This is a genomic window from Pseudomonas sp. LBUM1640 (assembly GCF_059716225.1).
Genome location: NZ_CP166816.1, coordinates 6,185,884 through 6,200,524, shown reverse-complemented (window position 1 = coordinate 6,200,524; position 14,641 = coordinate 6,185,884). Strand labels below are relative to the sequence as shown.

Below are 14,641 nucleotides of genomic sequence, written 5' to 3'. Positions count from 1 at the left end.
AAAGGCCTTGAAAGACCTACTGAATTTGCTGAAAAACCAGGGTCAAGTCGAAGAGTTCGACGCCATCCGTATTGGATTGGCATCGCCTGAGATGATCCGTTCGTGGTCGTTCGGTGAAGTTAAAAAGCCGGAAACCATTAACTACCGTACGTTCAAACCAGAACGTGACGGCCTGTTCTGCGCCAAGATCTTTGGCCCGGTAAAGGATTACGAGTGCCTGTGCGGTAAGTACAAGCGCTTGAAGCACCGTGGTGTGATCTGCGAGAAGTGCGGCGTTGAAGTTGCACTGGCTAAAGTTCGTCGTGAGCGCATGGCGCACATCGAACTGGCTTCGCCGGTTGCCCACATCTGGTTCCTGAAATCGCTGCCGTCGCGTATCGGCTTGCTGATGGACATGACCCTGCGTGATATCGAACGCGTTCTCTACTTCGAGAGCTATGTCGTTATCGATCCAGGCATGACCACCCTTGAAAAAGGTCAGTTGCTGAACGACGAGCAGTACTTCGAAGCGCTGGAAGAGTTCGGCGACGATTTCGATGCCCGTATGGGTGCTGAAGCCGTCCGTGAACTGCTGCACGCTATCGACCTGGAACACGAGATTGGCCGTCTGCGTGAAGAAATTCCGCAAACCAACTCCGAAACCAAGATCAAGAAACTGTCCAAGCGTCTGAAGTTGATGGAAGCCTTCCAGGGTTCCGGCAACTTGCCAGAGTGGATGGTGCTGACCGTTCTGCCGGTTCTGCCGCCAGACCTGCGTCCGCTGGTACCGTTGGACGGTGGTCGTTTCGCGACCTCCGACCTCAACGACCTGTACCGCCGCGTGATCAACCGTAACAACCGCTTGAAGCGCCTGCTTGATCTGTCCGCTCCGGACATCATCGTGCGCAACGAAAAGCGTATGTTGCAGGAAGCTGTCGATGCACTGCTCGACAACGGTCGTCGTGGCCGCGCTATCACCGGTTCGAACAAGCGTCCTCTGAAATCCCTGGCTGACATGATCAAGGGTAAGCAAGGTCGTTTCCGTCAGAACTTGCTCGGTAAGCGTGTTGACTACTCCGGTCGTTCGGTAATTACCGTAGGCCCGACCCTGCGTCTGCACCAGTGCGGTCTGCCTAAGAAGATGGCTCTTGAGCTGTTCAAGCCATTCATCTTCGGCAAGCTGGAAATGCGCGGTCTCGCGACCACCATCAAAGCGGCCAAGAAAATGGTCGAGCGCGAACTGCCAGAGGTTTGGGACGTTCTTGCTGAAGTGATTCGCGAACACCCGGTTCTCCTCAACCGTGCACCGACCCTTCACCGTCTGGGTATCCAGGCGTTTGAACCGGTACTGATCGAAGGTAAGGCTATCCAGCTGCACCCTCTGGTCTGTGCTGCGTACAACGCCGACTTCGACGGCGACCAAATGGCCGTGCACGTACCGCTGACACTGGAAGCCCAGTTGGAAGCGCGTGCGTTGATGATGTCGACCAACAACATTCTGTCGCCAGCCAACGGTGAGCCAATCATCGTTCCGTCCCAGGACGTTGTATTGGGTCTGTACTACATGACCCGTGAAGCGATCAACGCCAAAGGCGAAGGTCGTGTGTTCGCTGACCTGCAAGAAGTTGACCGTGTGTTCCGTGCCGGCGAAGCCGCACTGCATGCAAAGGTTAAAGTGCGGATCAACGAAACCGTCAACGACCGTGACGGCGGCAGCGTGAGCGGCACCCGTATCGTCGACACCACTGTCGGCCGTGCGCTGTTGTATCAAGTTGTGCCAAAAGGCCTGTCGTACGACGTCGTTAACTTGCCGATGAAGAAAAAGGCGATCTCCAAGCTGATCAACCAGTGCTACCGCGTGGTTGGTTTGAAAGAGACCGTGATCTTCGCTGACCAGTTGATGTACACCGGTTTTGCTTACTCGACCATTTCCGGCGTTTCCATCGGTGTTAACGACTTCGTTATCCCGGATGAAAAAGCCCAGATCATCAGTGCTGCTACCGATGAAGTGAAGGAAATCGAAAGCCAGTACGCCTCCGGCCTGGTAACCCAGGGCGAGAAGTACAACAAAGTGATCGACCTTTGGTCCAAGGCCAACGACGAAGTGTCGAAGGCGATGATGGCTAACCTCTCGAAAGAGAAGGTTATCGACCGTCATGGCGTAGAAGTCGATCAAGAGTCGTTCAACTCGATGTACATGATGGCCGACTCGGGCGCACGGGGTTCTGCTGCGCAGATCCGTCAGCTCGCCGGTATGCGTGGCCTGATGGCCAAGCCGGACGGTTCCATCATCGAAACGCCGATTACTGCGAACTTCCGTGAAGGTTTGAGCGTACTTCAGTACTTCATCTCTACTCACGGTGCTCGTAAAGGTCTGGCGGATACGGCGTTGAAAACCGCTAACTCCGGTTACCTGACTCGTCGTCTGGTAGACGTTGCGCAAGACTTGGTTGTGACTGAAGTCGACTGCGGGACCGAACACGGCCTGCTGATGACTCCGCACATCGAAGGCGGCGACGTTGTAGAGCCGTTGGGTGAGCGCGTACTGGGTCGAGTAATCGCCCGTGACGTATTCAAGCCAGGTACCGAGGAAATCATCGTTCCTGCCGGCACCCTGGTAGACGAGAAGTGGGTCGAGTTCATCGAACTCAACAGCATCGACGAAGTGATTGTTCGCTCGCCGATCAGCTGCGAAACCCGCTACGGCATTTGCGCCAAGTGCTACGGCCGTGACTTGGCTCGTGGTCACCAGGTGAACATCGGTGAAGCGGTCGGCGTTATCGCTGCCCAGTCCATCGGTGAGCCGGGTACCCAGCTGACCATGCGTACGTTCCACATTGGTGGTGCGGCAAGCCGGACCTCCGCAGCCGACAGCGTTCAGGTGAAGAATGGCGGTACTGTCCGTCTGCACAACCTGAAGCACGTTGAGCGAGTGGATGGTTGCCTGGTTGCTGTGTCCCGTTCCGGTGAGCTGGCCATCGCTGATGACTACGGTCGTGAGCGTGAGCGTTACAAGCTGCCGTACGGTGCTGTGATTTCGGTTAAAGAAGGTGACAAGGTCGACGCTGGCGCAATCGTGGCCAAGTGGGATCCGCACACTCACCCAATCGTTACCGAAATGAAAGGTACCGTGACCTACGTGGGCATGGAAGAAGGCATCACGATCAAGCGTCAGACTGACGAATTGACCGGTATGACCAACATTGAAGTACTCGACGCCAAAGACCGTCCAGCTGCCGGTAAAGACATCCGTCCTGCCGTTAAGATGGTCGATGACAACGGCAAGGACTTGTTGCTGCCAGGCACTGACGTGATCGCTCAGTACTTCCTGCCAGCCAACGCCCTGGTCGGTGTAGCGGATGGTGCGAAGATCGCGATCGGTGATGTTATCGCGCGTATCCCGCAAGAAACTTCGAAGACCCGTGACATCACCGGTGGTCTGCCGCGTGTTGCCGACTTGTTCGAAGCTCGTCGTCCGAAAGAAGCGTCGATTCTGGCTGAAGTCAGCGGCACCATCGCGTTCGGTAAAGAGACCAAGGGCAAGCGCCGTCTGGTCATTACCCCGAACGACGGTACCGATCCGTACGAAGAGCTGATTCCGAAGTGGCGTCACCTGAACGTCTTCGAAGGCGAACAGGTAAACCGCGGCGAAGTTATCTCCGACGGCCCAAGCGATCCACACGACATCCTGCGTCTGCTGGGTGTGAGTGCGCTGGCCAAGTACATCGTTAACGAGATCCAGGACGTTTACCGTCTGCAAGGCGTGAAGATCAACGATAAGCACATCGAGACCATCCTGCGTCAGATGCTGCGTAAAGTTGAAATCGCTGAATCCGGCGATTCCAGTTTCATCAAGGGCGACCAGATGGAACTGACTCACGTACTGGTAGAAAACGAACGTCTGGGCGCGGATGACAAATTTGTCTCCAAGTTCACTCGTGTGTTGCTGGGTATCACCAAGGCGTCGTTGTCCACTGAGTCGTTCATCTCGGCGGCCTCCTTCCAGGAGACCACTCGCGTACTGACCGAAGCAGCGGTAACCGGCAAGCGCGATTACCTGCGCGGCCTGAAAGAAAACGTGGTCGTGGGTCGTCTGATCCCGGCAGGTACCGGTTTGGCTTACCACAGCGAGCGTAAGCGCCGCCGTGATGCTGACAAGCCGCTGCGCGTAAGCGCCAGTGAAGTGGAAGCTGCACTGACCGAAGCGCTTAACTCAAGCGGTAACTGAGTTCTGCGATAAATAAGTCTGGGCCCTGGCAGCCCCATTCGTCGGATCGAGGCAATTTTGCCCCGGTTCGATGAGAGGGGAGGTCGGGGCCTTGCCTTGACTGGGGACAAGATCCTCTTTAGACTCTTGTACCCCTAAATTTGGCGGGAATTCGTTCCTGCCATTTTGCTTTTCTTGCAAGACAATAGCGTCGCAAGACAACAGTGGAGCTAGTAGATGGCAACTATCAACCAGCTGGTACGTCAGCCGCGTAAGCGTATCGTCGAGAAATCCGACGTACCTGCGCTGCAGAACTGCCCGCAACGTCGTGGCGTATGCACTCGCGTGTATACCACTACGCCGAAAAAACCTAACTCGGCACTGCGTAAAGTATGCCGTGTGCGCCTGACCAACGGTTTCGAGGTTTCCTCGTACATCGGCGGTGAAGGCCACAACCTGCAAGAGCACAGCGTGGTACTGATCCGCGGCGGTCGTGTAAAAGACTTGCCAGGTGTTCGTTATCACACCGTACGCGGCTCCTTGGATACTTCCGGCGTTAAAGGTCGTAACCAGGGTCGTTCGAAGTACGGTACCAAGAAGCCTAAGTAGTAGCGGCTTTTTGTAAAACTGAATCATCTTATTTTCTGAGTCGATAAGAGTAAGGTCGGAGGCGTCCCGAAAGGGCACTGATTCCGAACGAACCTGAAGACCGTTTGAGGGCTTATCCATGCCAAGAAGACGCGTAGCAGCCAAGCGCGAAGTGCTTGACGATCCAAAATACGGAAGCCAAATTCTGGCCAAGTTCATGAACCACGTGATGGAAAGCGGCAAGAAAGCCGTTGCCGAGCGTATCGTTTATGGCGCGCTGGAAAAGGTTAAAGAACGCAAGAACAGCGACCCCCTGGAAATCTTCGAGAAAGCTCTCGACGCCATCGCTCCGCTGGTCGAAGTGAAGTCGCGCCGTGTAGGCGGTGCTACTTACCAGGTTCCGGTCGAAGTTCGTCCGTCCCGTCGTAACGCTCTGGCAATGCGCTGGTTGGTAGACTTCGCCCGTAAGCGCGGCGAGAAGTCTATGGCTCTGCGTTTGGCTGGCGAACTGTTGGACGCTGCTGAAGGTAAAGGTGCTGCTGTTAAGAAGCGTGAAGACGTGCACCGTATGGCTGAAGCTAACAAAGCTTTCTCGCACTACCGCTTCTAATCTTAGCTTCACTAATTTTGCGAGGGCTTTATGGCTCGTACTACTCCGATTAGCCGCTACCGTAACATCGGTATCGTTGCTCACGTGGATGCTGGTAAAACCACCACCACCGAGCGCGTACTGTTTTACACCGGCAAAAGTCACAAGATGGGCGAGGTGCATGACGGCGCCGCGACCACAGACTGGATGGTTCAGGAGCAGGAGCGTGGTATTACCATTACTTCTGCTGCTATTACCGCCTTCTGGAAAGGTTCCGAGAAGCAGTACAAGGATGAGCACCGCTTCAACGTAATCGATACCCCGGGCCACGTAGACTTCACTATTGAAGTTGAACGTTCCCTGCGCGTACTCGACGGCGCTGTGGTTGTGTTCTGCGGTACCTCGGGTGTTGAGCCTCAGTCGGAAACCGTATGGCGTCAAGCCAACAAATACGGCGTTCCACGTCTTGTTTACGTAAACAAGATGGACCGTGCTGGTGCTAACTTCCTGCGTGTGATCGGTCAGATCAAACAGCGCTTGGGTCACACCCCGGTGCCAATCCAGTTGGCTATCGGTTCCGAAGACAACTTCCAAGGCCAGATCGATCTGCTGACCATGGAAGCTGTTTATTGGAACGACGCTGACAAAGGTATGGTTCCTGTTCGCAAGCCTATCCCTGCTGAGCTGCAGGAACTGGCTGACGAATGGCGCAACAACATGGTTGAAGCTGCGGCCGAAGCCAACGAAGAACTGATGAACAAGTACCTCGAAGGTGAAGAACTCACCAACGTGGAAATCAAGGCCGCTCTGCGTCAGCGTACTATCGCTGGTGAGATCGTCTTGGCTGTTTGCGGCTCCTCGTTCAAGAACAAGGGCGTTCCCCTGGTTCTCGATGCTGTGATCGACTACCTGCCGGCACCAGTGGATATTCCTGCCATCAAGGGTACTGACCCGGATGACGAGACTATCGAGCTGGAGCGTCATGCAGACGACGCAGAACCGTTCTCCGCTCTGGCATTTAAAATTGCCACTGACCCATTCGTGGGTACCTTGACCTTCGTCCGCGTTTACTCGGGCGTGTTGAACTCCGGCGACGGCGTGATCAACTCGGTTAAGGGTAAGAAAGAGCGCGTGGGTCGTATGGTGCAAATGCACGCAAACGCCCGCGAAGAGATCAAGGAAGTACGCGCTGGTGACATCGCGGCCTTGATCGGCATGAAGGACGTCACTACTGGCGAAACTTTGTGCAACGCTGACAAGCCAATCATCCTGGTTCGTATGGACTTCCCGGAGCCGGTTATTTCGGTTGCCGTAGAGCCTAAGACTAAGGATGACCAGGAAAAAATGGGTATCGCTCTGGGCAAGCTTGCTCAGGAAGATCCATCTTTCCGCGTCAAAACTGATGAAGAGACTGGTCAAACGATCATCTCCGGCATGGGCGAGCTGCACCTGGACATCCTGGTTGACCGGATGCGCCGTGAGTTCAACGTCGAAGCCAACATCGGTAAGCCTCAGGTTTCCTATCGTGAGCGCATCACGAAGAATTGCGAAATCGAAGGCAAGTTCGTTCGTCAGTCCGGCGGTCGTGGTCAGTTCGGTCACTGCTGGATCCGTTTTGCACCTGCTGACGAAGGTCAGGAAGGTCTGCAATTCGTGAACGAAGTAGTTGGTGGTGTTGTTCCTAAGGAATACATCCCGGCTATCCAGAAGGGTATCGAAGAGCAGATGAAGAACGGTGTTGTTGCCGGCTATCCGCTGATCGGCCTGAAAGCAACCGTTTTTGACGGTTCTTACCACGACGTCGACTCCAACGAGATGGCGTTTAAGGTGGCTGCTTCCATGGCAACCAAGCAACTGGCCCAGAAGGGCGGTGGTGAGTTGCTTGAGCCAATCATGGCGGTAGAAGTTGTTACACCTGAAGACTATATGGGTGATGTCATGGGCGACCTTAACCGTCGTCGCGGCATGATCTTGGGTATGGAAGACACGGTTTCCGGCAAAGTGATTCGCGCCGAGGTTCCGTTGGGTGAGATGTTCGGTTATGCGACCGACGTTCGCTCCATGTCCCAGGGTCGCGCAAGCTACTCTATGGAATTCAAAAAATACAACACAGCTCCGGCGCACATCGCTGAAACTGTATCCAAAAAACAAGGCTGATTCAGTCCTTTAGGCAAGGAGTTAATTGTCGTGGCTAAAGAAAAATTTGATCGTTCCCTACCGCACGTCAACGTTGGCACTATCGGTCACGTTGACCACGGTAAAACCACTCTGACTGCTGCTCTGACTCGCGTTTGCTCCGAAGTATTCGGTTCCGCAATCGTTGATTTCGATAAAATCGACAGCGCACCAGAAGAAAAAGCTCGTGGTATCACCATCAACACTGCGCACGTTGAATACAACTCGCTGATCCGTCACTACGCTCACGTTGACTGCCCAGGTCACGCTGACTATGTGAAGAACATGATCACCGGTGCTGCCCAGATGGACGGCGCGATCCTGGTTTGCTCGGCCGCTGATGGTCCGATGCCACAAACCCGTGAGCACATCCTGCTGTCCCGTCAGGTAGGCGTTCCGTACATCGTGGTTTACCTGAACAAGGCTGACCTGGTAGACGACGCTGAGCTGCTGGAACTGGTTGAGATGGAAGTGCGCGATCTGCTGAGCACTTACGACTTCCCAGGCGACGACACTCCGATCATCATCGGTTCTGCTCGTATGGCTCTGGAAGGCAAAGACGACAACGAAATGGGCACCACGTCCGTTCGTAAACTGGTTGAAACTCTGGACAGCTACATCCCAGATCCAGTTCGTGTTATCGACAAGCCGTTCCTGATGCCAATCGAAGACGTATTCTCGATCTCCGGTCGCGGTACTGTTGTAACTGGTCGTATCGAGCGCGGTATCGTTAAGGTTCAAGATCCACTGGAAATCGTTGGTCTGCGTGACACTACCGTCACCACCTGCACCGGTGTTGAAATGTTCCGTAAACTGCTCGACGAAGGTCGTGCGGGCGAGAACTGCGGCGTTCTGCTGCGTGGTACCAAGCGTGACGACGTTGAGCGTGGCCAGGTTCTGGTTAAGCCAGGTTCGGTTAAGCCGCACACCAAGTTCGAAGCTGAAGTGTACGTGCTGAGCAAAGAAGAAGGCGGTCGTCACACTCCGTTCTTCAAAGGCTACCGTCCACAGTTCTACTTCCGTACTACTGACGTGACTGGTAACTGCGAGCTGCCGGAAGGCGTTGAAATGGTTATGCCAGGCGACAACATCAAAATGGTTGTTACCCTGATCAAAACCATCGCAATGGAAGACGGTCTGCGCTTCGCTATCCGTGAAGGCGGCCGTACCGTTGGTGCTGGCGTTGTAGCTAAAATCATCGAGTAATTATCTCTTCTGAGATAGCCTTGATGTTTTGAGGAGGCCCCCGCTTAGCGGGGGCCTTTTTTATTGGGTTGACACCTATGTAGGCCGTCTATAGAATTGCGCCTCCTTTTAACGGGCGTATTGCGCTCGCTGGGAATAGCAGCCGGAGTCTGAAATCCAATGCAAAATCAGCAAATCCGTATCAGGTTGAAGGCTTTTGACCATCGCCTGATCGACCAATCCACCCAGGAAATCGTGGAAACCGCGAAACGTACTGGTGCTCAAGTGCGTGGTCCAATTCCACTGCCTACCCGTAAAGAGCGGTTCACCGTTCTGGTCTCCCCGCACGTCAACAAAGACGCGCGTGACCAGTACGAGATCCGTACTCATAAGCGCGTTCTGGACATCGTCCAGCCAACGGATAAAACCGTTGATGCACTTATGAAGCTTGATCTGGCGGCCGGTGTGGAAGTACAGATCAGCCTCGGCTAAGACTTGGGTCTTAGTCGTGTAACGCTCTGAAATGGGCGGCCATAGCGGGTGAAAGCCCCGTACACTCATGAGGTTTACAACATGACTATTGGTGTAGTCGGTCGTAAATGCGGTATGACCCGTATTTTCACCGAAGAAGGTGTCTCCATTCCGGTCACGGTCATTGAGATCGAACCGAATCGCGTCACCCAGTTCAAAACTGAAGAGACCGATGGCTATCGTGCAGTGCAAGTCACTGTCGGCGAGCGTCGTGCTTCGCGCGTGACTGCTGCTCAGGCAGGTCACTTCGCTAAAGCAAACGTTGCAGCTGGTCGCACTGTTATGGAGTTCCGTCTTGAAGATGGCGACTACCAGGCTGGCGATCTGATCAACGCTGAAATCTTCGCTGCTGGTCAACTGGTTGATGTAACCGGTCAGTCCAAAGGTAAAGGCTTCCAGGGTACGATCAAGCGTTGGAATTTCCGTGGGCAAGACAACACTCACGGTAACTCCGTTTCCCACCGCGTCCCGGGCTCTATTGGCCAGTGCCAGACTCCTGGTCGTGTATTCAAGGGCAAAAAAATGTCCGGTCATATGGGCGCTGAGCGCGTGACCGTGCAGTCCCTAGAAGTAGTGCGCGTCGACGCTGAACGCAATCTGTTGTTGGTCAAGGGTGCTGTTCCTGGCGCTACTGGCGGCAACCTGGTTGTACGTCCAGCGGCCAAGGCTCGCGGTTAAGGGGAAGCTGACATGCAATTAAATGTAAATGACGCTCAAGCGATCGAAGTTTCCGAACTGACATTTGGCGGCGAATTCAACGAGACGCTGGTTCACCAAGCAGTCGTGGCCTACATGGCCGGCGGCCGTCAAGGTAGCAAGCAGCAAAAGACCCGTTCCGACGTACGTGGTGGCGGTAAGCGCCCTTGGCGTCAGAAAGGTACTGGCCGCGCTCGTGCCGGTACTATCCGTAGCCCAATCTGGCGTGGCGGCGGTACCACTTTCGCAGCTCGTCCGCAGGATCACACTCAGAAGCTCAACAAGAAGATGTACCGCGCAGCTCTGCGCTCCATCCTTGCTGAACTCGTGCGTACTGATCGTCTGGTCGTGGTTCAGGACTTCGCTGTTGAAAGTCCAAAAACCAAAGATCTGCTGGGCAAACTGAACAACATGAGCCTGACCGACGTTTTGATCGTGTCCGAAGCTGTTGATCAGAACCTGTACCTGGCTGCTCGCAACCTGCCACACGTTGATGTACGTGACGTGCAAGGTTCCGATCCAGTTAGTCTGATCGCATACGACAAGGTGTTGATCACCGTGTCGGCCGTGAAGAAATTCGAGGAGCTGCTGGGATGAACCAGGAACGCGTATTTAAAGTTCTGCTTGGCCCGCACGTTTCCGAAAAGGCTACGGTTCTGGCTGACAAGAAAGGCCAGTTCGTTTTCAAGGTTGCAACTGACGCAACCAAGCTGGAAATCAAGAAGGCCGTCGAAAGCCTGTTCAGCGTGAAAGTAGAGCGTGTTACTACCCTGAATGTTCTGGGTAAGAGCAAGCGCACTGCTCGCGGTCTGGGCAAGCGTAATGACTGGAAGAAGGCAGTTATCTCCCTTCAGCCAGGCCAAGATCTCGATTTCAGCAGCAGTGCTGAGTAAGGAAGGGGTGCATCATGGCAATCGTTAAATGCAAACCGACTTCCCCTGGCCGCCGTTTTGTGGTCAAGGTGGTCAACCAGGAGCTGCATAAAGGCGCTCCTCACGCACCGCTGCTCGAGAAAAAATCGAAGACTGGTGGTCGTAACAACAATGGTCGTATTACCACTCGTCACATTGGTGGTGGCCATAAGCAGCATTATCGTCTGGTCGACTTCCGTCGCAACGACAAAGATGGCATCGCTGCCACTGTCGAGCGTATCGAATACGATCCAAACCGTACTGCTCACATCGCTCTGCTGCTGTACGCAGATGGCGAGCGTCGCTACATCATCGCCCCTAAAGGCGTGAGTGCTGGCGACCAGCTGATCGCAGGTGCTTTGGCACCGATCAAGCCGGGCAACGCTCTGCAACTGCGTAACATTCCAGTTGGTAGCACCGTACACGGCATCGAATTGAAGCCAGGTAAAGGCGCGCAAATCGCTCGTTCCGCTGGTGCTTCGGCTCAGCTGATCGCTCGTGAAGGTGTCTACGTGACCCTGCGTCTGCGTTCTGGTGAGATGCGTAAAGTGCTGGCTGAATGCCGCGCGACCCTGGGTGAAGTCTCGAACTCCGAGCACAGCCTGCGTTCGCTGGGTAAAGCTGGTGCCAAACGCTGGCGTGGCGTTCGCCCAACCGTTCGTGGTGTTGCCATGAACCCGGTTGACCACCCACACGGTGGTGGTGAAGGTCGTACCTCTGGTGGTCGTCATCCGGTATCGCCATGGGGCTTCCCGACTAAGGGCGCGAAGACTCGTGGTAATAAGCGTACCGACAAAATGATCGTCCGTCGTCGCAAGTAAATAGAGGGATACGACAGTGCCACGTTCTCTGAAAAAAGGTCCTTTTATTGATCTTCACCTACTGAAGAAGATCGAAGTGGCGGCGGAAAAGAACGATCGCAAGCCGGTGAAAACCTGGTCGCGTCGTTCGATGATCCTGCCACAAATGGTCGGTCTGACCATCGCTGTACACAACGGTCGCCTGCACGTCCCAGTTCTCGTGAACGAAGACATGGTCGGCCACAAACTAGGCGAGTTTGCCGGTACCCGCACATATCGTGGGCACGTGGCAGACAAGAAAGCCAAGCGTTAAGGGGTTAGGAAATGGAAGTAGCCGCTAAGTTGTCGGGCGCTCGAATCTCCGCCCAGAAAGCCCGCTTGGTCGCCGACCAGATCCGCGGGAAGAAGGTGGGCGAAGCGCTCAACCTGTTGGCTTTCAGCAGTAAGAAAGCCGCCGAGATCATGAAGAAAGTGCTGGAGTCGGCCGTAGCCAACGCCGAGCATAACGAAGGCGCAGACGTTGATGACCTGAAGGTCAGCACCGTTTTCGTCAACGAAGGGCGTTCGCTGAAGCGCATCATGCCACGTGCCAAAGGCCGTGCTGATCGCATCGTCAAGCGGTCTTGCCATATCACTGTCAAGGTTGCTGACAAGTAACGGAGTCGAAGAGATGGGTCAGAAAGTACATCCCATTGGCATTCGCCTGGGAATCGTCAAGGAGCACACCTCCGTCTGGTACGCAGACGGTCGGACTTATGCGGACTATTTGTTCGCTGATCTGAAGGTGCGTGAGTATCTCCAAGACAAACTAAAAAGCGCGTCCGTAAGCCGTATCGATATCCATCGTCCGGCACAAACTGCACGTATCACCATCCACACCGCTCGTCCAGGTATCGTTATCGGGAAGAAAGGTGAAGATGTTGAGAAACTGCGTCAGGACCTGACCAAGCAAATGGGTGTGCCTGTGCACATCAATATCGAAGAGATCCGCAAGCCGGAGCTCGACGGTATGCTGGTTGCGCAGAGCGTAGCTCAGCAGCTGGAGCGTCGCGTAATGTTCCGTCGCGCTATGAAGCGCGCTGTACAGAACGCCATGCGCATTGGTGCCAAAGGCATCAAAATCCAAGTGAGCGGTCGTCTCGGCGGTGCTGAAATCGCACGTACTGAATGGTATCGCGAAGGTCGTGTGCCACTGCACACCCTGCGTGCCGACATCGACTATGCCAACTACGAAGCTCACACCACTTACGGTGTGATCGGTGTAAAGGTTTGGATCTTCAAAGGCGAAGTAATTGGTGGTCGCCAAGAAGAACTGAAACCACAAGCACCAGCGCCTCGTAAAAAAGCTGCTAAGTAAGGGGTACGCCAAATGTTGCAACCTAAGCGTACGAAGTTCCGCAAGCAGATGACAGGTCACAACCGTGGCCTGGCTCAGCGCGGTAGCAAAGTCAGCTTCGGCGAGTTCGCGCTGAAGTCTGTAGCTCGTGGTCGTCTCACCGCTCGTCAGATCGAGTCAGCGCGTCGTGCTCTGACCCGTCACGTAAAACGTGGCGGCAAGATCTGGATCCGTGTATTCCCGGACAAGCCGATCTCCAAAAAACCTCTCGAGGTTCGTATGGGTAAAGGTAAGGGTAACGTGGAATACTGGGTAGCCCAGATTCAGCCAGGCAAAGTCCTGTATGAAATCGAGGGTGTAACTGAAGAGCTGGCGCGTGAGGCTTTTGCCCTGGCTGCTGCAAAGCTGCCGCTCGCCACCGCCTTTGTTAAACGGACGGTGATGTGATGAAAGCGAATGAACTTCGTGAAAAATCCGCACAGCAGCTGAACGAGCAACTGCTCGGCCTGCTGCGCGACCAGTTCAATCTGCGTATGCAGAAAGCAACTGGCCAGTTGGGGCAGTCTCATCTGCTCTCGCAAGTTAAGCGTGACATTGCTCGCGTGAAGACTGTGCTCAACCAGCAGGCAGGTAAGTGATCATGGCTGAAGCCGAAAAGACTGTCCGTACGCTGACTGGCCGTGTTGTCAGCGACAAGATGGACAAAACCATCACCGTTTTGATCGAGCGTCGCGTTAAGCACCCGATCTACGGTAAATATGTTAAGCGTTCGACTAAGCTGCACGCGCACGACGAAACCAACCAGTGCCACATCGGCGACAAAGTCACTATTCGTGAAACTCGTCCGCTGGCCAAGACTAAGTCTTGGGCGCTGGTTGATGTTCTCGAACGCGCTGTGGAAGTCTAAGGACTAGGGGTCGGAGAAATTATATGATTCAGACTCAATCCATGCTCGATGTGGCCGATAACAGCGGCGCTCGCCGTGTTATGTGCATCAAGGTGCTGGGTGGCTCCCATCGTCGTTACGCTGGTATCGGTGACATCATCAAAGTTACCGTGAAGGAAGCAATTCCTCGCGGTAAAGTGAAAAAAGGCCAAGTGATGACTGCTGTTGTAGTCCGCACTCGTCACGGCGTACGCCGTGCTGATGGCTCCATTATCCGCTTTGATGGCAACGCTGCTGTTCTTCTGAACAACAAGCAAGAGCCGATCGGCACCCGTATCTTTGGGCCAGTGACCCGTGAACTTCGTACTGAGAAGTTCATGAAGATCGTCTCGCTCGCCCCAGAAGTGCTGTAAGGAGATCCGACATGCAAAAGATTCGTCGTGACGACGAGATCATCGTGATCGCCGGCAAAGACAAAGGTAAGCGCGGTAAGGTGCTTAAGGTTCTCGCCAATAACCGTCTGGTTATCGGTGGTCTGAACCTGGTTAAGCGTCATACCAAGCCTAACCCGATGTCGGGCGTACAAGGCGGTATCGTCGAAAAAGAAGCTCCGCTGGACGCTTCTAACGTCGCCATTTTCAACGGCGAAACCAACAAGGCTGATCGCGTTGGTTTCAAAGTAGAAGACGGCAAGAAAATTCGTGTCTTCAAGTCGACCCAAAAAGCGGTTGATGCTTGAACACTGCTAGGTAGAAGAC

Annotated in this window: 18 protein-coding genes; all 18 read left to right on the top strand. The window is 54.5% G+C overall.

Going from position 1 to position 14,641, the window contains the following annotated elements; all coding sequences use genetic code 11:
* Window positions 1–7 precede the first annotated feature (7 nt).
* The 18 genes from rpoC (at window position 8) to rplX (ending at window position 14,622) form a co-directional block, all read left to right on the top strand.
* A complete protein-coding gene (gene rpoC / locus ACA065_RS27600; RefSeq protein ID WP_497692322.1) occupies window positions 8–4,207 on the top strand; it encodes a DNA-directed RNA polymerase subunit beta' in 4,200 nt (1,399 codons plus the stop codon).
* 216 nt (window positions 4,208–4,423) lie between these two features.
* Window positions 4,424–4,795, top strand: coding sequence for a 30S ribosomal protein S12 (gene rpsL, locus ACA065_RS27595; RefSeq protein ID WP_002555494.1), 372 nt, complete (start codon window positions 4,424–4,426; stop codon window positions 4,793–4,795).
* A gap of 118 nt (window positions 4,796–4,913) precedes the next feature.
* On the top strand, window positions 4,914–5,384 hold the full coding sequence (gene rpsG, locus ACA065_RS27590) for a 30S ribosomal protein S7 (RefSeq protein WP_002555493.1): 471 nt from the start codon (window positions 4,914–4,916) through the stop codon (window positions 5,382–5,384).
* 30 nt (window positions 5,385–5,414) lie between these two features.
* A complete protein-coding gene (gene fusA / locus ACA065_RS27585; protein ID WP_015886136.1) occupies window positions 5,415–7,520 on the top strand; it encodes an elongation factor G in 2,106 nt (701 codons plus the stop codon).
* Window positions 7,521–7,550: 30 nt separating this feature from the next.
* Complete coding sequence (gene tuf / locus ACA065_RS27580; protein ID WP_003176426.1) at window positions 7,551–8,744, top strand: elongation factor Tu; 1,194 nt, start codon at window positions 7,551–7,553, stop codon at window positions 8,742–8,744.
* Between the two features lie 159 nt (window positions 8,745–8,903).
* Window positions 8,904–9,215 (top strand): 30S ribosomal protein S10, encoded by a 312-nt coding sequence (gene rpsJ, locus ACA065_RS27575; protein ID WP_003186070.1) that lies wholly within the window; start codon window positions 8,904–8,906, stop codon window positions 9,213–9,215.
* A gap of 81 nt (window positions 9,216–9,296) precedes the next feature.
* A complete protein-coding gene (gene rplC / locus ACA065_RS27570) occupies window positions 9,297–9,932 on the top strand; it encodes a 50S ribosomal protein L3 (RefSeq protein WP_003194649.1) in 636 nt (211 codons plus the stop codon).
* A 12-nt stretch (window positions 9,933–9,944) separates the two neighbouring features.
* Window positions 9,945–10,547: a 50S ribosomal protein L4 gene (gene rplD / locus ACA065_RS27565; protein ID WP_017135963.1), complete on the top strand. Its 603-nt coding sequence runs from the start codon at window positions 9,945–9,947 to the stop codon at window positions 10,545–10,547.
* The gene (rplW, locus tag ACA065_RS27560; protein ID WP_002555488.1) at window positions 10,544–10,843 is read left to right on the top strand and encodes a 50S ribosomal protein L23; all 300 of its coding nucleotides are present in this window, start codon (window positions 10,544–10,546) and stop codon (window positions 10,841–10,843) included. The genes rplD and rplW overlap by 4 nt, the downstream gene beginning before the upstream one ends.
* A 14-nt stretch (window positions 10,844–10,857) precedes the next feature.
* Window positions 10,858–11,682: a 50S ribosomal protein L2 gene (rplB, locus tag ACA065_RS27555; protein WP_003210080.1), complete on the top strand. Its 825-nt coding sequence runs from the start codon at window positions 10,858–10,860 to the stop codon at window positions 11,680–11,682.
* 16 nt (window positions 11,683–11,698) lie between these two features.
* Window positions 11,699–11,974, top strand: coding sequence for a 30S ribosomal protein S19 (rpsS, locus tag ACA065_RS27550; RefSeq protein ID WP_003232420.1), 276 nt, complete (start codon window positions 11,699–11,701; stop codon window positions 11,972–11,974).
* Window positions 11,975–11,985: 11 nt separating this feature from the next.
* A complete protein-coding gene (gene rplV / locus ACA065_RS27545; protein ID WP_003103908.1) occupies window positions 11,986–12,318 on the top strand; it encodes a 50S ribosomal protein L22 in 333 nt (110 codons plus the stop codon).
* A gap of 13 nt (window positions 12,319–12,331) precedes the next feature.
* The gene (rpsC, locus tag ACA065_RS27540; RefSeq protein WP_003176422.1) at window positions 12,332–13,018 is read left to right on the top strand and encodes a 30S ribosomal protein S3; all 687 of its coding nucleotides are present in this window, start codon (window positions 12,332–12,334) and stop codon (window positions 13,016–13,018) included.
* A 12-nt stretch (window positions 13,019–13,030) separates the two neighbouring features.
* Window positions 13,031–13,444, top strand: a complete 414-nt coding sequence (gene rplP / locus ACA065_RS27535; RefSeq protein ID WP_003232424.1) for a 50S ribosomal protein L16 — start codon at window positions 13,031–13,033, stop codon at window positions 13,442–13,444.
* Window positions 13,444–13,635 (top strand): 50S ribosomal protein L29, encoded by a 192-nt coding sequence (rpmC, locus tag ACA065_RS27530; protein WP_002555481.1) that lies wholly within the window; start codon window positions 13,444–13,446, stop codon window positions 13,633–13,635. The genes rplP and rpmC overlap by 1 nt, the downstream gene beginning before the upstream one ends.
* 2 nt (window positions 13,636–13,637) lie before the next feature.
* Complete coding sequence (gene rpsQ / locus ACA065_RS27525) at window positions 13,638–13,904, top strand: 30S ribosomal protein S17 (RefSeq protein ID WP_003176419.1); 267 nt, start codon at window positions 13,638–13,640, stop codon at window positions 13,902–13,904.
* Between the two features lie 23 nt (window positions 13,905–13,927).
* Entirely contained in the window at window positions 13,928–14,296 is a 369-nt protein-coding gene (gene rplN / locus ACA065_RS27520) for a 50S ribosomal protein L14 (protein WP_002555479.1), read from the top strand.
* 11 nt (window positions 14,297–14,307) lie between these two features.
* Window positions 14,308–14,622, top strand: a complete 315-nt coding sequence (gene rplX / locus ACA065_RS27515; RefSeq protein WP_003176416.1) for a 50S ribosomal protein L24 — start codon at window positions 14,308–14,310, stop codon at window positions 14,620–14,622.
* The last annotated feature ends 19 nt before the right edge of the window (window positions 14,623–14,641 follow it).